Below are 23,698 nucleotides of genomic sequence, written 5' to 3'. Positions count from 1 at the left end.
GCTACACCGCCGTCGTGGGCGGCCGCGCCTGTCCGGCCCGCCGCCGCCGGAGCTCGGGAAGGAACTGATCCGGCGGAACGAAGAAGGGGTTGTGTTGCAGGGTGCCGCCAATGACGATCATCGGATGCGTCCGGATGATGTCGATGACCGTGTCACCGCCGAACCGAGCCAGATCGTAGACGCAGATCACAGCATCATCGTGCCGGACCCAGATGTCGTTCGCCCGCGCCTCGAACTCGATCAGGTCGTCGAGATGCGATCGGACCTCGGCCGCCCAGTCCATATGGCACACAATGCGGCTCAGCGGAAATCCGTCCCTTGCAGAACCGCTGGCCAACTGCTCGAAGACCTGCAACATACGGTCCTGGTCGAAACGGCCGTCGCGAAGGTAGGCGTCTGTGCTGGTGCGCATTTCGAGTTGGCCGCAACTCACCGCAGCCGCTGTGTCGATCCCGACCGCAGCCAGGCGATGCAGATGCCGAGACCCTTCATCCGGGTTCGCGATGTGCACGACCTTGTCACCGCAGGCGAGACCGTCCCTCACGAAGGGCAGCAGCACCCGGGTGGCTTCGTCATCGCTGTTGAAGAAGACGCAGACGTGACGCTGCTCGCGCAGTTCGGACCCGGCGAAGGGAATGGGTGCGACAGCCTTCCTCATGAACCTTCACCGGTCATGTCTCCGCGCCCGCGGAATCATGCGTCCGGCCGACGTGAAGGTCCATATTGTACCTTGGTATCGGTCCTCCCGAAGGGGGCGGGGAAACCGTGGCTTGCCGTCGGTGGTCCGGGGTCTCCGCCGGTCTGCCCGGGCGAGCATCGGTCTCCGCCCGGCCAGACGGTGTATGGCGGCTTGTGCTCAGGCCGCGAAATGCGTCGGTTTCGCCCCGCCGGTCGCCTGGATAAATTCGCGCAGTCTTTGCAGAAATGTCGCCGGCTGTTCCTCGGTGATCCAGTGGCCCGAATCCTCGACCGGCCGGACGGTGACGCTTTCGGCGACCTCCGAGAGCATCTTCTGGGCCACCGGGAGAAAGAAGCTCGCGGTGCCGCCGAGCCCAAGCACGGGCATCTTGAGTTTTCCCTTTTCCGAAAGGATGCGCCGGTTGTCGTCTGCATCCCTCTCGAAAGCCCGAAAGAGCTCAAGGCCCGCCCGCATCGCCCCGGGCGCCGAGTAGTCGGCAACATACCGCTGTGCGTCGGTCAGCGAAATGGCGTCGGGATTCGCGCTCAGCTTGACATAGAAATTGCGCAGATATGGAAACTCGTTGCCGGCGATCAGCGTCTCGGCCTCGTTGCCTGCGGCGCCGTGGAAGTGGAAGTGCCAGAGCCTGGACTGGCTGTACCTGGTCGTCCCCATCACGCTCTCATAGGTCTCGGTACCCGGGATCGGAGCCTCCATGAGCACGAGGCGCTCGACATTGTTCGGGTAGAGGGAGGCAAATGCGTAGGCAACCAGCATTCCTAGGTCATGACCGACGAGGGTGATCGGGTTCCTCACGCCCAGGTGATCGAGCAGAGCTTTGATGTCGCCCGCCATTGTCTGTTTGTCATAGCCGCTTTCGGGCTTTGACGACGCCCCGGCCCCGCGATAGTCGGGAGCCACGACGAACCAGCCATCAGACTGGAGGGGTTCGATGACGAGACGGAATTCCCACCAGGTCTGCGGCCAGCCATGCAGCAGCACGATCGTTCCACCGCCGCCGCCACCGGTCGGCGGCGTGCCCGCAGTCACGTAGTGGATTCGAACGCCGTCGTGGTCGAACACGTTATGGCGAAACCCGGTCATCGCTCTCTCCTGCTTTATATTGGAAGGAAGACAAATATATATAGTCAAATATGTAAACTTTGAATTATACGATAGTGGCGATCTCAATTGATATTGTCAGATATTGATTAATGAAAACCTGTAGGCTGGTGGTCTTTTCTGCTGGATCTGGCGCTCAACTTCCGAGCTTGCCAGCCAGATCGACAAGGTCGTCGGCAACGATGTCGATGAAGCTCTCCGGGCTGCGGTCGGCGGCTTGCCCAGGTCCGAGCTCCAATGGTCGGGGCACATACGCGGTGCGCAATCCGGCCTTCTTCGAGGCCTGGAGATCCCATTTGTGCGCTGAGACCATCAGCAGTTGGTCGGGGCGGAAGCCTACATAATCGACAGCCAACTGGTACACTTTGGGATCAGGCTTGAATGCGCGGACCAGCTCCCCGGTCAGGATCTCGTCGAAGGGCAGCCCGCCGGCTTTCACGAGCGCGGTCATTTGCGACATCGACGCGTTGGTCAGGGTGGAAACCGTGTATTTCCGGCGCAGCTGGGTGATGCCCGGCATCGCGTCGGGCCACGGAACCATCTTTCCCCACTCGGCAAGGAGCCGGTCCCGGTCGGCCTCTGAAAGCCGATCGCCGACGCCTCGGCCGTCGAGGAGGGGCATCAACGCTTCGCGGTAGACCCCGGTGTTGGACATCCAAGGGCGCCGGCCTGCCGAGATCCCGACGATGATGTCGTGGGCACCGGTGCTCCAGTCCCCCGGCAGCGTTGCCGCCCAATTGTCCGGCAACCCGCGCTCGCGGCCGATCGCCTGGGCGGCCTTCACCATGGGATCGTAGAAGTCGAAGACCGTTCCTTGCATGTCGAAGGTCAGCGCTTTGATTCCCGCCAGATCGGGAACGGCGGCGGCCCAGGCATGCAGGGGTCTCGTGGCCGCCAATGCGGTTCCTGCCAGCGCACCCAGCAGGAAGGAGCGGCGGGTCGGATTCATCGGGTCGATATCCGCTGGTTGTACGCTCATGCCACACCTCCTGTGTAGGCTCGTGCAACGCCCCGAGGGGCCGGGTTCCGCTTATGCGCCGCCGCTGCGCGCTGCTGCCGTACTGGGAGTCGGGCGCCGACAAGGTGTCGGCACCCGCCATCCATCCCTGCGCTCAGATCGTGCGCTCCAGCATCGCCGCAGCGGCGGCGGCGGCCCAGTCGGCAGTCTCCCGGGGGAAGATGGTCCGGAACGGGCCCGTCCGTTCGGGGATCAGCTCCACCATCTTGCCGATCATGTCGTCAGGGTCGAGGCGCATCTCCGGCTTGTCGATCAGGGCATCGGTCTGCAACTTGTATGAGGCCCGGCTGGTGAAGTTGACCTCGTCATCGAGCCAGCGATAGGCGCCCTCGACCATCCGCTCGTTGAAGCCGGTGAAGAACGGGCCGGGATTGATCGTCTGTACCTGGATGCCGAACTCCTTCAACTCGTCCTGCATGGCCTCGGCGATCGCTTGAACAGCGTGCTTGGTGGCCGAGTAGGTGCCGACCATGCCCGGGCTGACCACGCCGAGAATCGAGGATATGAACACCACCTTGCCCTTGACCTCGTTCTTGACCCAACGGCGGACGACCCGCTGCGTCAGGTCCAGCAGGGCGAATACGTTCACCTCGAAGTTCTGTTTGACGAGGGCGATCGGGATCTCAGTAATCGGCCCGCCTTCGCCGATGCCGGCGTTGTTCACCAGCACGTCGAAATCGAGCTTTGCCGCATGGGCGATGTCGTGCTCGTCCAGGAGGTTGAGCTTGGTGACGGTCAGGTTCGGCAGGTCCATCGCGGCGGCTTTGTCGCGAAGCGCCGTGACCTGAGGCCAGGTTTCGGCCGTGGCAATCACGGTGTGGCCCTTTCTGGCCAGGCCGATCGCCGCGCCTTCGCCGAGACCCGAACCTGCACCCGTGATGAGAATAGTTCTGGCCATTTGGAACACTCCTCTCATTGACGATGATGGAAGGGAGTGGCCGTCAGCCGCCGTAGCTGTACGTCCACCCGATCGCCACCGCCAAGGTGAGCGCCGAAAAGATGGTGCTCGCGATGATGGTGGAATTCGCTTCGACCGACAGTCGGCCGTAGCTGTTGCCGAAGAGGATGCCGAAGAAGCCGGAGGGCAGCGCGGCCATGATTACCGAGAGCTCGGTGATCTCGGCCGGCGCGCTCACGGCGCGGCAGATGAAGAAGGCGAGCAGCGGCTGCGCGATGTTCGACACGGCGACGCCTAATGCCGTGTTGAAGCTCAGCCGGAACTCGCTCTCGGACAGCACGAGGCCGGTGACCAGGAGGCCCATGCCGCCCGCTGCGCTGCCGATCTGGCGTAGCGACACGGCCACGACCTCGGGCAGCTGCCACCCGCTGAGGGACACGAGCATGCCCAGCACGGGGGCGAGCACGATCGGTTTGGAGAGGGCGCGGGCGGAGGCCCTGCGGAGTTGCGCCACCCCGGCCGCCTTGACCGTGGCGCGACCGCGGCAGACATCGGCCTTTCCTCCACGATACTTGGACTTGTCGAGTTCGAGAAGCGCCAGTGTCAGCGGGGAGGGCAGCAGCGACCCGACGGCTATGCCCACGGCGACGGTCGAGAGGTGGCTCGCGCCGAACAAGGCGGTGATGACCGGGAAGGCGGCGGCTGCGAAGTTCGGCTGACCGACCGCCAGGGACTGGAGAGATGCCTCGCTGGAGTCCTGTCCGCGCGCCAGGCGCTGGTAGGCGTACCAGAGGAGGTAGATCCCCATCATGACGATGCCCAGGGACAGCAGGACCGGCCACTGGTTGGTCAGTTCCGACCACTTCGACGACGCAGTGGCGACGAACAGGGACGCGGGAAGGCAGTAGCTCATCACCACGATGGTAAGCTCGGTCACATGCATGTTGTTGATGTGGCCGGTCCTGCCGGCGCTGTAGCCCAGCAGCATGACGAAGAAGGTCGGGGAGAGGGCCAGGGCTAGGGCCGAGAGCATGGCGGATCACCGACTTGGGTGGTGGTATGAGAGGTCTCGAAGCGGACGGCCCAGGACCGATTTTGGCCCTCGGGGCGATGGCACATCCCCGGTCGATCAGCAGAACGGCGTGCCGCTATCGCGCAGATTTCAGCGAGACCTTTTTCTCGTGCGGGTAGAACGGGCGGACCAGCAGATGCTGCGCGCCGCCGCCGATCAGGCCGCCGATCAATGGGCCGACGATCGGCACCCACCAATAGCCCAGCGCACCGGGCAAGGCGGAACGATCCCACCCGAAGAGCCAGGCGAAGAATCGCGGTCCGAAATCGCGCGCCGGATTGAGTGCCCAGGCCTCAAGATTGCCCGCGGATGCCCCGATCACGGTGACGATCAGGCCAATGACGATCGCGCCGAAGTTCGCGCGCGGCGCCACGGTGTTGAATTCGTCGGTCACGGCGAAGATGCCGAATATCAGGAAGGCCGTGAGGATGACCTCATCGATCAAGGCCTTCATCGGGGTGATTGCGATGCCCGGCGCCGTGAAGAACACGCCTGCAGCGCCGCCATCCCCACGTGCCAGGTGCTGAGTCTCGTTGAAGCTGTCGATGACTGTGTAATAGAGGGCGTAAACGATCGCGGCGCCGATGAAGGCTCCGATCACCTGGGCGGACCAATAAGGGATCACCTTCCTCCAGGCGAACCCGCGGAAGACGGCGAGTGCCAGAGTCACGGCAGGGTTCGCGTGAGTACCGGAAACTGCGCCCGTCACGTAGATCGCGATGGCGGTAGCAAGGCCCCAGGTGATGCAGACGCCCCAATAGGCCGTCCTGTAGGGACTTGGATCGTACAGGATATACATCGCGGCCACGGAACATCCGAAGGTGATGATGATGATCATCGCGATCGCTTCGGAGATCAGCTCTCCAACCAGGTCGTGAAGACGCCACATGGATGTTCTCTCTTGGTGATGTGGAATTGTCGTCCCGCTGTCGACGGCCCGCCCGCGGCAGGCGTCGTCATCGTCGACCACTGTCGCCAGCATCTCATGCAGCTCGTCGATAGATCCGGAAGCCACCCGGGAGGGTTGCCGCCGCGACCGCGACCTCAACTCCATTGGGCGAGTGGGAGCGCCTGCCCCGCCGGGATCACCGGCCACCAGCGCCGAAGATCAGCCCCGGGTCGCAGACCGGCGCTCTGCCCGCGCGTGCTTTCCCTCGAACAGCGTCGGGTCGCCAATCGCCGGAGAGGTGCGCCAGGATTTCGCCGGCGAAGATCTCGGGAGCCTCGGTCGGCGAGAAGTGTCCGACCCCCGGCATGAACTTCAGCGAGAAGTTGCTCATGAACCGGTCGAGCCGGTCAGACCACGCGGTGGGGAAGAGCGGATCGCATTCGGGCCAGAGGATCGACGTCGGCTTGTCGAAGCGCTCGGCCATCGGCGGGACGGTTTCGGCCGCGTAATCCGAGATCGGATTGCTCTCCTCGTGCCGGAACCAGGACACACCGGCGGTGAACGCGCCCGGCGCCGAATAGGCCTCGACCATGTGGTCGAGCAGTTCGTCGGTCACCGTCGAGCCGGGGCCGGACCAGCCGTCCAGATGGACCCTCAGCAGCGCGCGGATGGCTTCCGGGTTTGCGTCGAAGACCTGCTCGACAAGCTTGGTCCGGAAGAACGTGGCGTGCCAGAACTCGTTGACGGGCGTCACTTCGAGGATGCGCCTGCCGACGCCCGGAAGGGGAGGGGCGAGAACGAGAGCCGCCACCAGGTCGGGTCGCTTGCGCGCGATCCCCTGCACGGTGAAGCCGCCGATATCATAGCCGACGAGGATTGCGTCACGAAGCTCGAGCTCATCCATCAACGCGACGACAGCCCTGACCTGGCCGTCTCTCGAGAAGGCATCACCGCCGTTCTCCGAATGCTTGTCGGAGTGTCCGAAGCCGCGGAGATCCGGCACGACCGTCATGGCGTGGGATGATACGAGGGCAGCGAGCTTGTCATACTCGCGCCCATCACCCGGCGAACCATGGACCATGACGACGGGTCGGCCCGAGCCACTCTTTCGATAGGCGAGGCGATAGCCATCCGTAGGATTGCTGTAGAGCATTGAGCTCTCCTTCGATTTGGGGTGAGCCGCAATGTCCGGCGAGGACGTCGCTTCAGCAAGTATACGATGGTCGCGGTTTTATTGGCGGAGGCCGCCGTTCCTTACTCGCAATACTTTTGTATATCGATACCATCGTAGAATTGCGTTCAGTGCCTGCGTGACGCAGTAGGTGTCGCGCTCGAGCGCCGGCGACGAGCGCAGGGCGATATGGAGTCACGCCATGGCGATCGGTGAAGCCCGTCACGAACAGATGTTTCCGACCCTGTCCCCTCTGCAGATCGGCACGGCGCGACGCTTCGCCAGCGGTGAGCCGTGCCGCTTCGGTCCGGGCGACATCCTTTATGAAATCGGCGCCCGCGACGTCCCCTCCTGGCTGATCCTCGAGGGCTCGGCGGATGCGTTGCGGCGCGGCCCGTCCGGCACGTCGTCGCTGGTCACCACCTATGGTCCCGGTCAATTCACCGGAGAGACCAATCAGCTCTCGGGCCGCCCGACCCTCATGTCGGTCGTCGTGGGCGGCACCGGCGCAGTCGCGGTTCCCTTTGACGCGCCGCATCTCCGTGCCCTTGTCATCGGATCGGCGGATGTCGGCGAGACGATTATGCGCGCCTTCATCCTGCGGCGCGTCATGCTGATCGAGGAGGGACAGACCGGCGGCGCCGGGTCGGTTCTGGTCGGGCGCCGGGATGCCCCGGACATCGTCCGGCTGTCGGGATTTCTCACCCGCAACGGCTATCCTCACACGGTGGTCGCCGCCTGCGAGGCGGAGGGGCGGGAACTGGTCGAGCGGCTCGGCATCGCGCCCGAAGACCTGCCGCTGATGATCTGTCCGAACGGCACGCTGCTCAGAAACCCGAGCGATGCCGATGCCGCGTCCTGTCTCGGCATCACGCCGGAGCTCGACGCGACGACCGTCTATGACGTGGCCGTCGTCGGGGCGGGGCCGGCCGGGCTGGCCACCGCCGTTTACGGTGCATCCGAAGGATTGTCCGTCCTGGTGCTGGACAGCCGCGCCTTCGGCGGCCAGGCGGGCGCATCCGCCCGCATCGAGAACTATCTCGGCTTTCCGACTGGTATCTCCGGACAGGCCCTTGCAGGCCGCGCCTTCAACCAGGCGACGAAGTTCGGCGCCGAGCTCGCGATCCCGCTGACCGTCGGAAAGCTGTGCTGTCATGGAGCCGATGCGGAGGCTCCATTCTCCCTCGAGCTCAGCAATGGATGCATCGCGCGGGCGCGCTCGATCGTGATCGCGTCGGGCGCGCGCTACCGCCGGCCCCAGGTTGCCAATGTCGAGGAGCTGGAAGGGGCCGGCGTCTCCTACTGGGCATCGCCGATCGAGGCGCGCCTCTGTGCCGGGGAGGAGGTGACCCTGGTCGGCGGCGGCAACTCGGCCGGCCAGGCCGTTGCCTATCTGGCGCCGCAGGTCAGGCACCTGCATCTCGTGGTCCGGCGGCCGCTCGAGCAGACCATGTCCCGGTATCTGATCGACCGGATCGCGGCCTTACCCAATGTCGAGCTGCATGTCGGCAGCGAGATCGTCGGCCTGCATGGCGACCGGGAGACCGGTCTGACCGGCAGCACCTTCCGTGACGCCCGGACCGGCGAGACCGAGGAGTGCGCGTCGCGCCACCTCTTCCTGTTCATCGGCGCCGATCCCAATACGGGCTGGCTCGAGGGCTGCGTCGCGATCGACGGAAAGGGCTTCGTTCTCACCGGAGAGCACGTCGGCGACGGCGAGCGGTTGCCGCTCGAGACCAGCTGCCCCGGTATCTTTGCCGTCGGCGACGTCCGTGCCGGCTCGACCAAGCGGGTCGCCGCCGCCGTCGGCGAGGGGGCCGCCGTCATCGCGCAGATCCATTCCTTCCTGGCGCGAAATCAGGATTGACTCGAGGATCAAGCCGTTGCCGTCAGGTCCGCTTCGAGGCTGGTCGGATGCCAGTTTCGGACATCTTTGTCGGGCTTGGTTCGGCCGCGATGGGTAGGATCTGACGGTTTCAGGCTGTGTCCGGTTTCGGAGAGCCCAGGATATGTCTCCTTATGGCGCCCTCCCGTCCGGCTGAGCTGTCTGAGAAGAGGTGGATTCCGGAAGTCCGGATCCCGTCGGAACAGGTCGCGACAATCCACTCCGTTGAATTAGCCTTGGCGATATGGATCTGCCGGATCTCCCTCCCGACTTCACGTTCCCGCGGCTAGCGCAGACTGCGGAGGCCATCGACTTTACCTTCGAGGCCAAGCGTGCCGCCATGGGACCTCACATCATCCGGCGCTGGGGATGGGACGAGGCGGTTCAACGTGAAATCCATCACCGCCGTTTCCATGAAAAGCCCTTTTTCGGAATCAATCGGGATGCGAGCTCCTTGGGGACGCTCTCGTTCCAGGTCCTAACTGGCTATATTCAGTTCGGTGAGTTCTATCTACTTCCCGCGTTCCAGCGACGCGGGATCGGTTCCGCCGTCCTTGCTCATTGCCTCGCCGTGGCCCACGAGATGGGCCTTGCGGTAAGGCTCGAACATCTGCTTTGGAATCCGGTGGGCAGTCTCTATCGGCGACACGGTTTCGCGCCGACCGGGTGTTCCGAGACCCACCAGTTCATGGAGCGCCCAACTCCTGACGCGATCCCTTAGGCGCCCTTGGGGCGCCTGCAGTCACGTCCGGTTTCGGGACCCTGAGGCTGTGTCTGGTTATGGCGCGATCGCGCCAGGTAGCGTCGGCAGGGAAGCCGGTGCAACCCTCTATGGAGTCCGCTGGCCGAGGGGGCAAATGACAGTGCGCCTCAGCTAAACCCCATCGTTCCGACGGCCTTGCCAAGTTCACCGATCAGCGTCCGGGTCGGCCGGTCGAGGATCTTGCCGCGGCGAACGACATAGCCGACCTGGCGCACGAGGGCGGGTCGAAGCTGGCGGATGACGGTTCCGGCGACGCCTGACGCGACGGCGATGGCCGGCACGATCGCGGCGCCAAGCCCGACGCTGACCAGCGGCTTGATCGCCTCGAAATTCCCGATCTCCATGATCGGTTCCTGCGCCACGCCCGCCGCGCGGAACCAGGCATCGATGATCGTCCGCGTCAGGCCGATATGGGGGTAGGAGATCAAGGGCAGTGATGCCAGCTCCCGTGCCGCGATCGTCCGTCCTGGCGGAGCGATGGCATCCGGTATCAGCGCGACCAGGGGCTCGGAATAGAGATGCGTCGCGCTCAGCGAGCGGCTGAGCCCCACCGGCAGGGTAACGTGCCCGACATCCAGCTCGCCCGCCTCGACCCGAGGGACGATGTCCGCCGCATCCCCGATCGTCACGGTGATGGTCAGCCCCGGCATCTCTCGTTTCAACGCCGACAGCACAGGCGGCAGTACATAGATGCAGCCTGTCACGCCAGTTCCCAGGCGCAGCCGTCCCGCATCGCCCGATCGGCTCGCGGCGGCCAGGGCGACCGTGTCCTCCGCCGCGGCCACGGTGCGCCTGGCGGGGTCCAGCAGGGCGCGGCCGGCCAAGGTCGGGATCGCCCGCCCATTGGATCGTTCCAACAGCCGGACGCCCAGGATCCGCTCCAATTCGCGCAGCTGCTGGCTGGCCGCAGGCTGCGAGAGCCCCAGCGAATGGGCGGCCGCCGACACGCTTCCGGCCTCGCAGACGGCAAGGAAGGTTCGCAATTGCCGGATCGTGGGTGTCTGCATCACGAAAACTTATGCTTATACGGGGAATCGAAATTATTTCCTCACCGAGGTGGCGGCAAGGCAGTACGTTTCGGTCCGCCGACGTGCAGTTCAGTGGAAGTGAAGATGCACCGCATTCCAGGAAATAACGCAGTTGTATCTGCGGCTGCTCTTGTATTATTTTACAAAGCCAAAGAATTGCGCGTGTCTGTCTTGGCGGCCACTCTCGTCGCTGCCTGCGCGCAAGCCCCATCCAAACCGCCGATGACGGCACAGCGGGCCAGCAACTGGGACGTCGAGATCCAGGGAGCGTCGCGGCGCTTCAACATCCCTCCCGAGTGGATTCGCGCAGTGATGCAGGTGGAGAGCGGCGGGAAAGCGCGTTGGAAGGGTGGCGAGCCGGTTGTCAGCACCGCAGGGGCCATGGGGCTGATGCAGATCATGCCCGACACCTTCCTGGAGCTGAAGGACAGGTACGGTCTCGGCGATGATCCGCACGACCCGAAGACCAACATCCTGGCCGGTGCCGCTTATCTGCGGGAGTTGTATGACCTGTACGGGGCTCCAGGTTTCCTCGCGGCCTACAATGCGGGCCCGGGCCGCTATCGCGAGCACATCCAGGATGGCCGGCCACTGCCACTGGAAACCCGGCGATATGTGGAGATCATCGCGCCCCAGATCGCCGGGATCGATCCGGGGGGCGAAGGTCCGGATCGGCTGGCCCGATATGCGGCGGCCGAGGTGGAGCGCCGCATGAGCGCGCCGCCCTCGCCTGCGGTGCCGATAATCCGAGAATCGGCCCCACCCGCGCCGGCGCCGGACCAAATCGAGAGCATCATTGTGTCGATGAGGGACATGTCCCCGTCGCTTCGCCCGTCGGCCGGACACGTGCCCCGCGATCCTGCCCCGCTGGACACGGACAGGGCGCCCCAACCCCAACAAAGCCGGACAGTCCATCGCTTACCTGACGGCCTGCCCGCGGGCTGGTACAGGCCCGTTGCAGCATCCGGCTCATCCTTTGCGATCCCAGCCCGAACAGGAAGCTGAAACGAGATGCCCGTACCGTTCACACGTCGCGCAGCGCTGATGACAACGCTGATCGCCGTCCCGGGGCTGCTGGCGCCCGCTGCCCGAGCCGAGGGGCGCCATCAAGGCTTCGAAGCACGCCTCAAAGAGCTTGAGGCCCGGAGTGGCGGGCGGCTTGGCGTCGCTGTGCTGGACACCGCAACCGGCCAACTGGCGGGCAATCGCCTCGACGAGCGCTTCGCCATGTGCAGCACGTTCAAGGCCCTGGCCGTTGCCTTCACGCTCGCCCGTGTCGATCGCGGTGACGAGCGGCCCGAGCGCCGCATTTTGTTCACCGAGCAGGATCTGGTGATGCCGTTCAAGGCAACCAGTCCTCACCTCGCCGATGGCATGACGATCGAGCAACTTTGCGAGGCGGCGGTGGTTGTGAGCGACAGCACTGCCGCAAACCTGCTGTTGACCAGCTTCGGCGGTCCGGCGGCATTGACCACCTATTTGCGATCGCTGGGAGACCCCGTGACCCGGCTCGACCGCATGGAATTGGACCTGAATGTCGTCAGGCCGGGCGAGACCCACGACACGACGTCGCCGCGCGCCATGGCCGGCACACTGCGCCAGGTGATCCTCGGTGATGCGTTGTCGCCCGCGTCCCGCGAGCGGCTGACGACCTGGATGATCAATTCCAGGGACGCGGCTGTGCGACGCCTGCGGGTCGGTCTGCCGGACGGATGGCGGATCGCGAACAAGCCGGGAACCTGGGAGGGGATATCGACCAATGATATCGGCGTGATGTTCCCGCCCGGTCGCGCTCCCATCGTGGTCGCGGCCTACCTGGGCGAAGCGCCGAGATCGACCGAGGATCAAGAAGCGATCCTGGCCGATGTCGCCCGGATTGTGGCCGAGGAAGCGTAGGAGTCGGATCTCCCCGGTTGAGCGTGGCGAATACCAGATCCGGGCCGTGATCTTCCGAGAGCGGACGAGCGCTGCGGGGAGGCCATAAGTCTGACCGTGCGGTACTGATACCGGGCGGTCGGCTGGCCCTGCAAATGTCACATCCCATAATAGTCCGGCCGACCGGAGGTGCCGAGATTTCGAGCGTTTGATGAGTGTCCGATATCGGGGCGGGTGGTGGGTGACCGCATACGGCGCAGTCTTGCCGGCCTTCACTCAACGGCGGTTAACCGCGTGCTTCTATGCGCTGGTGCTCTTGGGCTCGGAACGCGGAAAACCTACGAGGAGGTTGGAGCGAACTCGGTAGGAGATGCGGCCCTCCTCAGCGTATGGCCGCAGAATCAATCGGAGCTCGTTGTCGAATTGGATGGCAGCGTTCACTCCCATGGTGGCCCGGCTCCATGTCGCTCGCGAATGCTCCGCCTCGATCAACTCGTCGATATCCTGAGAGACCTCGCTGACGAACGATTCCTGACCCAGGATGTTGATCCAATTCAGATAAGTCGGTGCCGTCTTCGTCGGGTCACGAGGAATCGCCCCTCCCAATTTGATCCAGCGAACCACGTGAGCTCGATAGGCCTCGATCCATTCGGCCTCGGATGGCTCATCGCCATTCACCAGAGCCAGCGGTGCTCCGGCACGGAGAGCCGTCTTGAGCTTGGGAAGGACGACTTCTGGGCGCATCCAGTGGATTGCCGCACCAATAACCGCAATGTCAAAGGGGCCCAAAAGCGGGACGTGCTCCGATCGCCCCTGCACCCAGGTGATGTTGGCGTGATCCGCGCCCAAACTCCGCGCCGCGCCAAGCATCAGGATGGATGGGTCGACGGCGGTGATCCGTCCAAAATGAGGGGCCAGTGCATTGGCGAGTTTTCCCGGGCCGCAGCCGAGGTCAAGCGCGTGGCCAGGTTCACGGGCCAACTCGACCAGCCGGTGGTGAAGCTCTGGAGGGTAGGGGGTCCGATGCGCGTAGCACTCGACCACATCGGAATCGTCGAATTCCTCGCCCGTCCTGTGAACCGCACTGAACATGGCCGCAGGATCCCAGCGCCGCGGCTCGGCCGTCAAGCCGATGCCGTCGGACCCCTGCTAGCCCAATCGAAGGGCGTCCCATGCCTAAGCTGAGCCCGTCGTTTAGCGGTGCCCTCAGGACGTTCTCCTTCTGGGTCGCCAACCGAACGCTGGGGTCGCCGCTGCTCGAGGGTGTCGACTACTCCTGCATCTTCGAGGAACCGAGCGCCCTTGAGATGGTCTATGCGATCTTCGCGAACGTCGTCGAACTCGATGACAACGGCAAGGTGCTCAACGCGAGATGGGCGGAACGTCGGGCCGCGCAGTATGTACTCCAGTACTTGACCGGCAAGGCCGCTGAGCCACCCTTTGAGGACTGGGAGTGTGCGCTGCGCGAACCTCCCCCAAGGCAGGACGTGAAGCCCTGGCCCACCGACCGAGTTTGAAATCGAATGGCGTGGTCGCGAGGCGCGGCTGCTCCGAGGAACCAACCAGCTTGAGGCATGTCCGCTTCCGAGACGCCGGCGCAATGACTGCTTTTGGCGCCCTCCTGCCTGGCCGACAGCGCTGGCCTTACGCCGCCTTGCGGCGGCTGGCTCATGTCAGCTCAACCGCCCTCGGCCGCCGGGCCACGGAGAACCGTGTTCCCAGGTTGCCTGATAGCCCGATCGCAGCGCGCCGACGGCCGCATCGCTCCGACTGGTGGCGCCTGGCCTCCCCGGCACCAAGTGCAGGGGCCCGACGAGACATTCGCGCCGGCTGCGCGAGCGGATGGGATTTCAGTTCACGGTGGTTTGCCGATCGGAGGTCGATGCACCTGGTCCGGACGACGGACATTGTCCCAATCGATCTCAACGCCCTCCTGTTCGGTCTGGAGCAGGCCGTTGCACGGGGTGCGGCCTGGGCCGGGCGCGATGACATCGCACAGGCATTCGAGGGCAAGGCTGTTTCGCGCCGGCGCGCGATCGGGCGCTGGCTCTGGAACGAGAAACTCGGGCTCTTCGACGATCTCAGCTTCTCATCGCAGCAACCGAGAGGTCGATTTCGGCTGCAGCCCTCCTGCCGCTGTTCGTGGGGCTCGCTTCGACGCGCCAGGCGGAGGCCACTGCCGGTGTGGTGATGCGCGAACTGCTGGCCGGCGGGGGCTTGCTTTCGACGAACATCGAGACGGGCGAGCAGTGGGATGCTCCGAACGGGTGGGCTCCCTGCCAGTGGTTCGCGGTGGTCGGGCTCGAGCGGTATGGCTTGTCGGACCTTGCCGGTGAAATCGCCCGCCGATGGCTCGGAACCGTCTCCAAGGTCTTCGTCGAGACCGGAAGGATGATGGAGAAGTATGACGTTGTCCGCAAGCGTCCGGGTGGCGGCGGCAAGTATCCGCTGCAGGACGGGTTCGGATGGACCAACGGCGTGACGGCCGCACTGCTGCGGCGGTTCCCGTCGCTTCGACATTATGGCCACGCCAAGCACGTGACCGCCCGGGAGGTGGAGGCGATGTCGGCGACCGCCGAACGGGTTGTCAGCGGAGCCTAGGCTCAGCACAGGCCAGAACCGCATGGCTCGTCCGAAAGCCGTGCGAACGGATCAGGCCTCGTTCGAGGGGCTCGGACCCCGCGGAATGGGTTCGATCTCGCTGCCTGATCACTCCCGCGTCGATCAACATCTGGAACGGTAGGAGGGGTATGGTGTGGAAGCCCTTATGGCTCGGGGTGTGCCTGGTGGCTGCCTCGGGAGGAGCAAATAGTGCTCAAGCCGCCGATGCCCATGTGTCGTCGGGCCTGTCTCTGAAGATCAGCGGCTGGTTCGGCTTCCTGGCCGGCCTGTCGATCAATCGCACCGGGGCTGAAGATCTCGATCGGGAATACGATTTCGCGACCGGCGCGCGTCTGCAATTCGACATCAAATCCGTCACGGACAGCGGGCTGGAATACGGCGGTCGGATCCGTATGAACAATGTGGACCGCAGGAACAATGTCACCATCGATCGTGTCTATGCCTACCTGAAGGGGCGCAACGGCACCTTGACAGTCGGCGATGCGACTTACGCGGGGGGGGATCTGGGTTACGTCTACGCACACGACACGTTGAACTCGAAGCTCGGCCTGGGCGCCGGTTGGGGCGACGGCCTGGATGGCAAATTCTATTTGTTCGGTGGCTCCGACGCCTTCTATGCCCTGGATCCAACAGCAGGTCTCGGCGGCCTGAACGGCAAGGATACGAAGATCAAGTACACGTCCCCGAGCATCGCCGGCTTTTCCTTCGCCTTTGACTTTACACCGGTCGCCGGCGGCCGGAACGCCGCGAACTCACCTGGCACCGGAGGCGGTACCAACGATCACGCCGGGCCCGGTGGGGCTAACGACCTGATCAACGACCGCATCACGCGGTACGAGAACGTGATCACGGGCGGCGTCAACTACGCCAACACGTTCGACGGAACTGCGGTGCGCCTCGCGATCTCGGCCAGCACCGCCAACGGCGTCGGCGGCAATCACGACCTCAAGGCCTATACCTTCGGGGGCCAAATCGGCCTCGCTAATGGAGTCTGGGCCAGCGTGAATTGGGTGCATTTCTCCAGCACCTTCCGTGCTGACAAGGCGATCGACTCGATCGTCGGCGACCTGTCCCACGCCTCCGGCCCGTTCGTGGTCTCGCTCGGCTACGCCTACACTATAGCCGAGAAGGGCAATTTGCTGCGGTCGACCTTCACGAATGGTGCGGACTTGGAGACCAGCCACAGCGCAGCGCTGTCGCTACTCTACAACTTCGCGCCTGGATTCAGCAGCTTCACTGAGTTGATTTACGAGCGGAATGAGTTCCGCAGCGGCCAGGACTATGAGGCGAGCTCGTTGACCTCTGGTTTGGTGTTAGCCTTTTGACATTGAAGTCCGGCAAGCGCCCGCCCCGCCGCCGGGTTCCTCCTGGCCCTTCCGCTTTCGACGGAATGAGAAGGGTAGTCGGTTGTCGATCGAAAGCTATCTAGCGAGACGGGGGATCGCACCTTGGATCACTTGCAAGAATCGTTGGTTGGGAGGCGCAACCAAGTTCAATGTTGAAATCCCAGCACTCTCAACGAATTGCTCGGATTTTTGGTGTGCGGCATTGAAGGTGGACCTAGTGAAATCAATCACTTATGCTCGCAGGTCCAAATCGCCCGCAATCATTTGTAATAGACCGGGATCACACATCCCGCGCCCTCGTCTCGATCGTGCTGAGGGGCCTGTCAATCATCTAAGCTGGCCCGACATCCCATCCCATTCGGGTTCACCTCGCAGGAACTCCCTACGGAACTGCTGGAACGGTCCGGGTGGGTCGAGATCTCAGTGCGACATCAGCACCGGCACGGTCATCGAGCGCAGGATCGAGCGCGTCACGCCGCCGAAGATCATCTCCTGCAGGCGGGCATGTCCATAGCACCCCATGACGAGGAGATCGGCACCCTGGTCGGCGATGAAGTTCAGGATCTCCGTCGGAACATCGGGATCGGGGAGCTCACGGACGACGACATTGGCGTGGACGTCATGGCTGGCCAGGTGGCGCGCGATGTCCATGCCGGGGACCTGGTCGGCCCGCGGCGTTGCCACCGCCAGCACGTCGACCTGCCGGGCACGGTGCAGCAGCGGCATCGCGTCAGCGACCGCCCTGGCGGCCTCGCGGCTTGCATTCCAGGCCAGCACGATGTGCTCGCAGGGCATGGTGATCTCGCGAGCACGGGGAATGATCAGAACCGGCCGTCCGCCGGTGAGGGCGAGCTCCGCAGCGAAGGAGAAGGAGGGCGGCTCCCAATGGGCGTCGCCCTGGTCGACCACGATCGCGTCCGCGTAGCGGCCATGGACCGCCGCCACCCGGACCAGGTCTCCGCGGCTGGACCGCCACTCGCAGCGGCCCGAGTAGCCGTACCGTTCGGCCGTCCCTTCGAACCGCCGCTTCGCCTCCGCGAGGTCCTCCGCATTGGCGTGCTCGATCGCATCGATCGCGGACGCCGGAAGCGCATCCAGACCGACGCCGGTCCAGACGGGCGGGCAGATGCCGAGGCCGATCAGCCTCGCATCCTGCCGGCGGGCGAAATCGACAGCGGCGGCCAGAGTCGGGGTCTCGGCTCGGCTGACGTGAACGAGGATGTCGCGGTAGCCCATGATCTCTACTCCCAAGACCGGTGAGTGGATGCGGATCGGACACCGGAGCGCCTCCGCCTACCGCACCATCGGATGGCCGTGCCCTGGCTGCTTTGATCCGGATCAAGGTCTCTCCTTTCCGGTCTCGACATCGTCCCGATGACACCGCCGCCGACGAGGCGGCAAACGCTGGCAAAGGAGCGAGAGACCGTGTTCAAGCACATCCTGATCCCGACCGACGGTTCGATTCTCTCCGAAAAGGCTGTCGACACGGCGCTACGCCTGGCCGCCGAAATGCACGCCCGGGCGACGCTCCTGACCGTCACGGAGCCGTTTCAGTTCAGCGGCAGCTGGCCAGAAATCGGCGCCGACGAATACGCTGCCTATGCCGAACGACGCGGCCGGGAACGGCTGGCGTCCGGAACGGCCTTGGCCAGAACGCTGGGCGTCAGCTGCGGGCCGCTCGTGGTCGAGCATGAGGCGCCCTATGCCGCAATCATCGACGCCGCGGGGAGCCTGGGCTGCGACCTGATCGCGATGGCATCGCACGGCCGGCGCGGGCTGTCCGCCGTGGTCCTCGGCAGCGAGACGCAAAAGGTTCTGACGCATTCGCGGATCCCGGTGCTCGTTCTCCGATGAAGCAAGGCAGGCCGCTGTCCGGCTGGTGAGGTCGCGCCCGCTGGCGGCGCGATCTGCCGGTTGCCCGGATCAGGCGGCTTGGTTTTCGGTCTTCGGTGGCTTGGCCATGGTCGGATGCGACCTGGCCGCCGGATATCGCGTCAGATGCAGGACGCGCTCGTAGAAGCCCGGGCGGGCGGTGCGCCGCGCGATGCTGATCACGGCGGCATCCGCCAGCTCCTTTCGGAAGATCGACCGCACGATGCGGCGATGATCCTCGTCGAGCTGGTCGATGGCCTCGTCGATGAACACCCATCTCGGCTTGTGGAGCAGCAGGCGCGCGAAAACGATGCGCTGCTGCTCCTCGATCGACAGGTCCTTGTCCCAGCGCCGGGTGCGATCGAGGTCGGAGGCGAGATAGCCGAGGTCCGTCCGCTCGAGCGCGGCCAGCAGCGTGTCGTCGGCGAAGCCGGCGGGATCTGCCGGATAGGTCAGGGCGGCGCGCAGCGGGCCGAGTGGCAGATAGGGCTGCTGAGGCAGGAACATCGTGCGGTCCCGCGGCGGCAGGAGCAGGCGGCCCGAACCCCAGGGCCACAGCCCGGCGAACGCCCGGAACAGCGTGCTCTTGCCGGAGCCCGGCCGGCCGAGGATGAGGATGCGGCTGCCGGGCGCGATCTCGACCTGCGCCTCGGCCAGGGCTGCCCGGCCGGCCGCCGTGGTGACGGCGAGATGCTCGAAGGCGAGGCCGCCCGCCGGGTGGTCGGAGATCTCGATGCGGTCGGTTCGGCCGCCGAAGCCGTCGACGGAGCGGAGGGCCCGCCGGAATGCGGTGACGCGACCGAGCGTTGCGCGCCAGTCGGCGATGCGGCTGTAATTGTCGACGAACCAGCGGAGGGCCTGCTGCACCTGAAGAAAGGCGCCGACCGCCATCATCAGGTTGCCGAAGGTCAGGCTGCCGGCGAAATAGCCCGGCGCTGCCACGAGGACCGGGGCCACCAGCCCGAACCAGCCATAGCCGGAGGTGATCCAGGCCAGCTTGGCGGTCGCGCCGACGATCCGGCGCATCGCCGCCAGGACCTCGCCGAGCTCCTGATCGAGACGCTGCCGCTCGCCCGCCTCGCCGCCGCCGAGCGCGATGCCGTCCGCATTCTCGTCGGCACGGACCAGGGCGAATCTGAGCTCGGCCTCCCGGCCGTAACGATCGGCATTGAGCGCGACCAGAGGGCGCCCGACCCGCCAGCTGAGCCAGGACGCGGTCGCCGCATAGGCGAGGGCGCACCACACCATGTAGCCCGGGATTGAGAGGCTGCGGTCCCGGAGCACGACCACGAAGTCCTCCGACAGCACCCACAGCACGCCGACGAAGCTGGCGAGCAGCAGCCCGGACTGCAGCAGGCCGACTCCCAGATCGGCCGAGAGCTCGGTCAGGTGCCGCGCATCCTCGTGGATGCGCTGGTCGGGGTTGGCGCCCGCGCCTCCGGCCCAGATCAGCCGGTAGGCCCGACCGGGCTCCAGCCATTCGCCGATCAGATCGCCCGTGAGCCGGCCCCGCAGCCGCATCTTGATCGTCTCGTGCAGCCAGGTCTGGCCAACGTTCAGAACCAGAAGGGGACCGGCGATCATGGCGAACACCAGGAGCTGCCGCACGAAGCTCGCCGGATCCCTCTGGGCCAGGGCGTCGTAGAACGGCTGGTTCCAGGCGTTCAGGCGGATCTGGAGGACAGTCGTGGCAACAATGACGACCACGATGCCTGCGCCCAGCAGGGCGAATGCCTTCTTGTCCCTGGTCGTGCTCAGGGTTTCGAGGACGGCCCCGATCCGGCTCATGGATCGACCTCCTGCCGTTGCGTCTCCGGAAGGAGCTCCCGGTCGCGCGGACGCCGGAAGGCTTGACCATCCCGCTGCGGATGCGGCTTCCGGGAAGCGGACTGACCGGGCCCGTCCGTCACGGCCGCAGGTGCTCGCGGTTTGCGGCGGAAATGAGAGGCGAACCAGGAACCTGCCAGTTCTGCGATGCTGGCGGTGCGATCGGCCTCATTCCCCAGCTGTCCGGCCCAGGGGATGGTCTTGATCGCCTTGGGGCCGGCCAGCCTGCGATAGGCGAACTGGTTCTGGGTCGCCAGATGGCCCTGGCTCTCGGGAACCAGCAGCATCGTGGGGACGCGGATCTCGTCCATCCGCTCACGGGCGAGGAACGGACGGCCCGCATAGGTCGCGATCGCCTGGATCGGGCCGTGGGCGGCGACGGTCAGCGTAGCCGCGGCTGCCGTGCCGACCGCGAAGACGCCCAGCGCAAGCGCGGCCAGATCCGGCTGGCCGCCGATCCATCGGATCACGCCGGAGAGCCGGTTGGCGATCAACTCGGTGTCGAAGAGATTCCAGCGGCAGCGTTCTTCCTGCAGCGTCAGCAGGTCCAGCAGCAGAACGGCGAGGCGTCGCTGGCTCAGGGCCTCGGCCAATGCCGTGCTGCGGGCGTCGAAGCGCCCGGACCCGCTGCCGTGGACGAAGACGACCAGGCCCTGACAGGGACGGGGCAGCCACAGCGTGCCGGGCAGCCCGGCCGGCGGGATGCGGACATGGCGCAGGATCATGGGACATCCCCGAGCGGTCTTTCGGGCGACCCTACCGGGTGCGACAGCGCACCGATTTGATCAGGATCAACGGTCCCGGCATTTCGGCGACCCGCCGGTTTGACCCAGGTCAATGCAGGCGACCGTGCCGTCGGCCCACGATCCGCAAGCACCAAGCCCTCCCTGCCGGTGCAGGGCTGGAGCGGGTGGTGCAGCCCAGAGCAGCGGAGCGCCGCATCCCGGCAGGGATCGGCCCGCTCGCCACCATGGAGGATAGAGGATGACACAGGTGACCAAGGTTCCGGTCCAATCCGACCGCGCATCGGCCCCGGCGGCGGCCCCCGGCGGAGACCTGTTCCGGAGTCTGCGGCAGGAGATCGATCAGGTGTTCGACAGCTTCGGCCGCGGGCTGGGCGGCTTCCCGTTCGGCCGGTCGCTGTTCGGCTTCGAGCCCGGATGGCCGCGGCTGATGCAGAGCGTCGCGCCGGCGGTCGACATCGCCGAGAAGGACAAGGAATACGTGCTGACCGCGGAGCTTCCGGGCCTGACCGATCAGGACATCGACATCAAGCTGTCCAACGGGACGCTCACCATCAAGGGCGAGAAGAGCGAGGAGAAGGAGGAGGAGAAGCACGACTACCATCTCTCCGAGCGGCGGTACGGCTCCTTCCAGCGCTCCTTCCCGGTGCCGACCGACGTCGACCGCGACAAGATCGCGGCGAACTTCCAGAACGGCGTGCTGACGGTGTCCATGCCGAAGTCGGCCGAGTCCCTGAAATCCGAGAAGAAGATCGAGGTGAAGGCGGCCTGAAGCGCCCGGCGGGCCGAAGGCGATGACGCCGCTTCGCCGGCGGCCTTCGGCCCGCCGTCACGCCGGCCGGGACGGTCCCGCCACCGGATCCGCGGCGACGCTGCGGGAGCGGGCGTTTGCGGGCTGCGCGGGTCCCTCGGCGGTGGAACCCAGCGTGCGGCGCCCGCTCTCCCGCACGGCCTCGGCGATCAGCCGGTATTTCATCCGGGTCACGGCCAGATCCCGGTACCAGGTGACGAGATCGCCCCAGGGATCATTGATCTTGGAGAGTCCCGACAGGATCGCGACGATGGTGCCGACCTGCGCTTCTCCACGGATGACGTACCAGCCGCCGAGAGCGAGCGCGCATGTCACGCCCCAATGATAGAAAATATTCATCAGAAAATTCATGGAAAACTTGAGAACAAAGATGCCCATGTTCAGCGAGAATATGGCGTCGAAGCGACGGCTCTGCTTCGTGCTTCCGGCGTCAGCGGGAGAGAGCGCGACGGAGATGCTGATGCGGCGGAGCACCGCGATGCGTTCGGAGACACGCTGGTTGATCCGCCTCTGCAGGGCCGGGACGAGCACGAGCTGCGGCAGGAAGACGACCAGGCTCGCGAGCGCGATCGAAGGTTGAATGTAGAACATATAGGCGAAGGCGCTGGTCAGGATGCCGCCTTGCAGCAGCGGCTCCGACAGGCACTCTCCGACGAAGCCGCCGATGTCGTCGCTCTCGGCGATCATCATCGAGAGGCCGATGCCGTCGGTCGTGCCGTCGTGAAGGCCCTTGGGGAGGTCGTGCAGACCGACCCGGATCTGCTCTCGCAGAGCGCGGACGGCGCGTTCGCCGACCCATCCCCGATAGATGTTGCCGGCCAGCTTGACCGCTCCTGCCAGCAGCGCCAGGCCGCCATAGGCCGCGGCCAGCTGCAGGATCGGGCGGATGTCGCCGCCGTAGAGTGCGTCGTTGATGATGCGCCGCTGCAGGTCGATCGGGGCGATGGTGAGCAGGAATGTGCCGACCGAACAGGACGCAAGGCCGAGTTGATGCCAGCCGCTCTGCCGAAAGACAAAGCCCAGAAGCGTGTCGGGAAGCTCTCCCCTTGAACGCGCGGTCGTCGGCGCCGGTGCTGTGAAGCGCATGCCCACCTCCGTTCCGGTGACCGCCAGGGCCTGTACCGGGCTACGGCTTGCTGCCGCATGCGATGGGTTGGTCGACGTGGTTCGATGATCCGGCCTGGCGAGCCGACGTCTGGAGCCCGCGGCAGAGATTGGCGAGGTCGCGGACGTCGAGCCCAAGGACGGAGGCAGTGTAGTGGCGGGTCTTCGGCTCGATCATGATGCTGCCGATGGCAGACCCGGCGTTTCTCAGGCAGGTCCAGGCCTGGACGAGCAGGGCTTCGTCGCGGGCCGCGACCGCGTCGTGGATCAGCCTCGCCGCGGAGCAGAATTTCGCCTGTTCCCGCGGAAGCAACTCCTCGCCTGTGCGGAGAAACCGCTGGTAGCGGCTGCGCATCGTGTCCAGGCAATCGGTCAGAAGCAGGATCGTACGAACGCTGTCCATCGAGACCTCCCTGGGGCGAATGGTTCTGTATGAGGACCGCCTTGATCACCGGGCCTATGCGTTGCCGAACCGGACCGCCGGCTCGTCGCCCTCGGTCATCAGCTCGAGGCTGGGGCGGTCGAGCAGCATGACCCGGTGGGCTCCCGCCATCTCGATCAGGCCCTCATGCTTGAGGGCTGCGAAGGTCCGGCTGACGGTCTCCAGCGTCAGCCCGAGATAGTCCCCGATGTCGGAGCGCGACATCGGCAGGCTGACCGTCTTTCCATCCGGCGCCATGCGCACCAGCTCGAGCAGGAAGCCGACCACCCGTTCGGTCGCGGTCTTCCGGCCCAGGGTCAGCAGCCGCTCATAGGCCGTGCTCAGGGAGCGGCAGGCGATTTCCCGGAAGCGAAGGCCGACGGTACCGTCCGCCTGGGCCAAGGCCTCGGTGTGGCGGCGGGAATAGCGGATGACCACCATGTCGGTCAGGGCCTCGGCGCCGAAGCCGTGATCGCCGAGCGCCTCGAAGCCGAAGAAGTCACCGGCATGCAGGAAGGTGCCGATCTGGCGGCGGCCGTCGGGCAGCAGCTT

24 protein-coding genes are annotated in these 23,698 nt (G+C 65.4%); 9 read left to right on the top strand and 15 right to left on the bottom strand.

What is annotated here, in order from left to right:
- Position 1 precedes the first annotated feature (1 nt).
- The 7 genes from ABDW35_RS04800 to ABDW35_RS04770 all read right to left on the bottom strand — a co-directional run bounded on the left by ABDW35_RS04800 (position 2) and on the right by ABDW35_RS04770 (position 6,831).
- Positions 2 to 658 carry an MEDS domain-containing protein gene (locus ABDW35_RS04800; RefSeq protein ID WP_343712712.1) on the bottom strand — a complete coding sequence of 219 codons (657 nt, stop codon included), beginning with the start codon at positions 656 to 658 and terminating at the stop codon, positions 2 to 4.
- 198 nt (positions 659 to 856) lie between these two features.
- Positions 857 to 1,783: an alpha/beta hydrolase gene (locus ABDW35_RS04795; RefSeq protein WP_343712711.1), complete on the bottom strand. Its 927-nt coding sequence runs from the start codon at positions 1,781 to 1,783 to the stop codon at positions 857 to 859.
- Between the two features lie 154 nt (positions 1,784 to 1,937).
- Positions 1,938 to 2,780: a haloacid dehalogenase type II gene (locus ABDW35_RS04790; protein WP_343712710.1), complete on the bottom strand. Its 843-nt coding sequence runs from the start codon at positions 2,778 to 2,780 to the stop codon at positions 1,938 to 1,940.
- Positions 2,781 to 2,913: 133 nt separating this feature from the next.
- Entirely contained in the window at positions 2,914 to 3,717 is an 804-nt protein-coding gene (locus ABDW35_RS04785; protein ID WP_343712709.1) for an SDR family oxidoreductase, read from the bottom strand.
- Positions 3,718 to 3,760: 43 nt separating this feature from the next.
- Positions 3,761 to 4,750 carry an AEC family transporter gene (locus tag ABDW35_RS04780; RefSeq protein WP_343712708.1) on the bottom strand — a complete coding sequence of 330 codons (990 nt, stop codon included), beginning with the start codon at positions 4,748 to 4,750 and terminating at the stop codon, positions 3,761 to 3,763.
- Positions 4,751 to 4,865: 115 nt separating this feature from the next.
- Positions 4,866 to 5,678 carry an MIP/aquaporin family protein gene (locus ABDW35_RS04775; protein WP_343712718.1) on the bottom strand — a complete coding sequence of 271 codons (813 nt, stop codon included), beginning with the start codon at positions 5,676 to 5,678 and terminating at the stop codon, positions 4,866 to 4,868.
- A 196-nt stretch (positions 5,679 to 5,874) separates the two neighbouring features.
- Complete coding sequence (locus ABDW35_RS04770; RefSeq protein WP_343712707.1) at positions 5,875 to 6,831, bottom strand: alpha/beta hydrolase; 957 nt, start codon at positions 6,829 to 6,831, stop codon at positions 5,875 to 5,877.
- Between the two features lie 220 nt (positions 6,832 to 7,051).
- Here ABDW35_RS04770 and ABDW35_RS04765 point away from each other — a divergent pair, with 220 nt between their 5' ends.
- A complete protein-coding gene (locus ABDW35_RS04765; protein WP_343712706.1) occupies positions 7,052 to 8,716 on the top strand; it encodes an FAD-dependent oxidoreductase in 1,665 nt (554 codons plus the stop codon).
- Between the two features lie 262 nt (positions 8,717 to 8,978).
- Positions 8,979 to 9,455 carry a GNAT family N-acetyltransferase gene (locus tag ABDW35_RS04760; protein WP_343712705.1) on the top strand — a complete coding sequence of 159 codons (477 nt, stop codon included), beginning with the start codon at positions 8,979 to 8,981 and terminating at the stop codon, positions 9,453 to 9,455.
- Between the two features lie 149 nt (positions 9,456 to 9,604).
- Here the strand turns inward: ABDW35_RS04760 and ABDW35_RS04755 are convergent, their stop codons facing one another.
- Positions 9,605 to 10,504, bottom strand: coding sequence for a LysR family transcriptional regulator (locus ABDW35_RS04755; RefSeq protein WP_343712704.1), 900 nt, complete (start codon positions 10,502 to 10,504; stop codon positions 9,605 to 9,607).
- A gap of 105 nt (positions 10,505 to 10,609) precedes the next feature.
- On the opposite strand from ABDW35_RS04755, the gene ABDW35_RS04750 reads away from it, so the two are divergent.
- Positions 10,610 to 11,530: a lytic transglycosylase domain-containing protein gene (locus ABDW35_RS04750; protein ID WP_343712703.1), complete on the top strand. Its 921-nt coding sequence runs from the start codon at positions 10,610 to 10,612 to the stop codon at positions 11,528 to 11,530.
- 39 nt (positions 11,531 to 11,569) lie between these two features.
- Positions 11,570 to 12,421, top strand: coding sequence for a class A beta-lactamase (bla, locus tag ABDW35_RS04745; protein WP_343712702.1), 852 nt, complete (start codon positions 11,570 to 11,572; stop codon positions 12,419 to 12,421).
- 279 nt (positions 12,422 to 12,700) lie between these two features.
- Here the strand turns inward: bla and ABDW35_RS04740 are convergent, their stop codons facing one another.
- Positions 12,701 to 13,492, bottom strand: coding sequence for a class I SAM-dependent methyltransferase (locus ABDW35_RS04740; RefSeq protein WP_343712701.1), 792 nt, complete (start codon positions 13,490 to 13,492; stop codon positions 12,701 to 12,703).
- An 80-nt stretch (positions 13,493 to 13,572) separates the two neighbouring features.
- Here ABDW35_RS04740 and ABDW35_RS04735 point away from each other — a divergent pair, with 80 nt between their 5' ends.
- The 3 genes from ABDW35_RS04735 to ABDW35_RS04725 all read left to right on the top strand — a co-directional run bounded on the left by ABDW35_RS04735 (position 13,573) and on the right by ABDW35_RS04725 (position 16,347).
- A complete protein-coding gene (locus tag ABDW35_RS04735) occupies positions 13,573 to 13,917 on the top strand; it encodes a hypothetical protein (protein ID WP_343712700.1) in 345 nt (114 codons plus the stop codon).
- A 484-nt stretch (positions 13,918 to 14,401) separates the two neighbouring features.
- Positions 14,402 to 15,001, top strand: a complete 600-nt coding sequence (locus tag ABDW35_RS04730; RefSeq protein ID WP_343712717.1) for a trehalase family glycosidase — start codon at positions 14,402 to 14,404, stop codon at positions 14,999 to 15,001.
- A gap of 149 nt (positions 15,002 to 15,150) precedes the next feature.
- Positions 15,151 to 16,347: a porin gene (locus ABDW35_RS04725; protein WP_343712699.1), complete on the top strand. Its 1,197-nt coding sequence runs from the start codon at positions 15,151 to 15,153 to the stop codon at positions 16,345 to 16,347.
- Between the two features lie 441 nt (positions 16,348 to 16,788).
- Here ABDW35_RS04725 and ABDW35_RS04720 read toward each other — a convergent pair whose 3' ends face one another.
- Positions 16,789 to 17,604, bottom strand: a complete 816-nt coding sequence (locus tag ABDW35_RS04720) for a universal stress protein (protein ID WP_343712698.1) — start codon at positions 17,602 to 17,604, stop codon at positions 16,789 to 16,791.
- Between the two features lie 189 nt (positions 17,605 to 17,793).
- Here ABDW35_RS04720 and ABDW35_RS04715 point away from each other — a divergent pair, with 189 nt between their 5' ends.
- Positions 17,794 to 18,222, top strand: a complete 429-nt coding sequence (locus tag ABDW35_RS04715) for a universal stress protein (protein WP_343712697.1) — start codon at positions 17,794 to 17,796, stop codon at positions 18,220 to 18,222.
- Between the two features lie 69 nt (positions 18,223 to 18,291).
- On the opposite strand, the gene ABDW35_RS04710 is transcribed toward ABDW35_RS04715, so the two are convergent.
- Both ABDW35_RS04710 and ABDW35_RS04705 read right to left on the bottom strand, forming a co-directional pair.
- Positions 18,292 to 20,028 carry an ABC transporter ATP-binding protein/permease gene (locus ABDW35_RS04710; protein WP_343712696.1) on the bottom strand — a complete coding sequence of 579 codons (1,737 nt, stop codon included), beginning with the start codon at positions 20,026 to 20,028 and terminating at the stop codon, positions 18,292 to 18,294.
- Complete coding sequence (locus tag ABDW35_RS04705) at positions 20,025 to 20,792, bottom strand: alpha/beta hydrolase (RefSeq protein WP_343712695.1); 768 nt, start codon at positions 20,790 to 20,792, stop codon at positions 20,025 to 20,027. Before ABDW35_RS04705 ends, ABDW35_RS04710 begins: the two co-directional genes overlap by 4 nt.
- Positions 20,793 to 21,060: 268 nt before the next feature.
- Between ABDW35_RS04705 and ABDW35_RS04700 the strand changes: the two genes are divergently transcribed.
- On the top strand, positions 21,061 to 21,582 hold the full coding sequence (locus ABDW35_RS04700) for an Hsp20/alpha crystallin family protein (protein ID WP_343712694.1): 522 nt from the start codon (positions 21,061 to 21,063) through the stop codon (positions 21,580 to 21,582).
- Positions 21,583 to 21,639: 57 nt separating this feature from the next.
- Here the strand turns inward: ABDW35_RS04700 and ABDW35_RS04695 are convergent, their stop codons facing one another.
- The 3 genes from ABDW35_RS04695 to ABDW35_RS04685 all read right to left on the bottom strand — a co-directional run.
- Positions 21,640 to 22,707 (bottom strand): ABC transporter transmembrane domain-containing protein, encoded by a 1,068-nt coding sequence (locus tag ABDW35_RS04695; RefSeq protein ID WP_343712693.1) that lies wholly within the window; start codon positions 22,705 to 22,707, stop codon positions 21,640 to 21,642.
- Between the two features lie 40 nt (positions 22,708 to 22,747).
- On the bottom strand, positions 22,748 to 23,128 hold the full coding sequence (locus ABDW35_RS04690) for a hypothetical protein (RefSeq protein ID WP_343712692.1): 381 nt from the start codon (positions 23,126 to 23,128) through the stop codon (positions 22,748 to 22,750).
- Positions 23,129 to 23,182: 54 nt separating this feature from the next.
- The coding region (locus ABDW35_RS04685) for a helix-turn-helix domain-containing protein (RefSeq protein ID WP_343712691.1) at positions 23,183 to 23,698 on the bottom strand (516 nt) is incomplete at its 5' end.

Source organism: Inquilinus sp., assembly GCF_039594555.1.
Taxonomy (GTDB): Bacteria; Pseudomonadota; Alphaproteobacteria; order DSM-16000; family Inquilinaceae; genus Inquilinus.
Note: the sequence above shows the minus strand (reverse complement) of the source record. Positions and strands in the feature narration are given on the sequence as shown.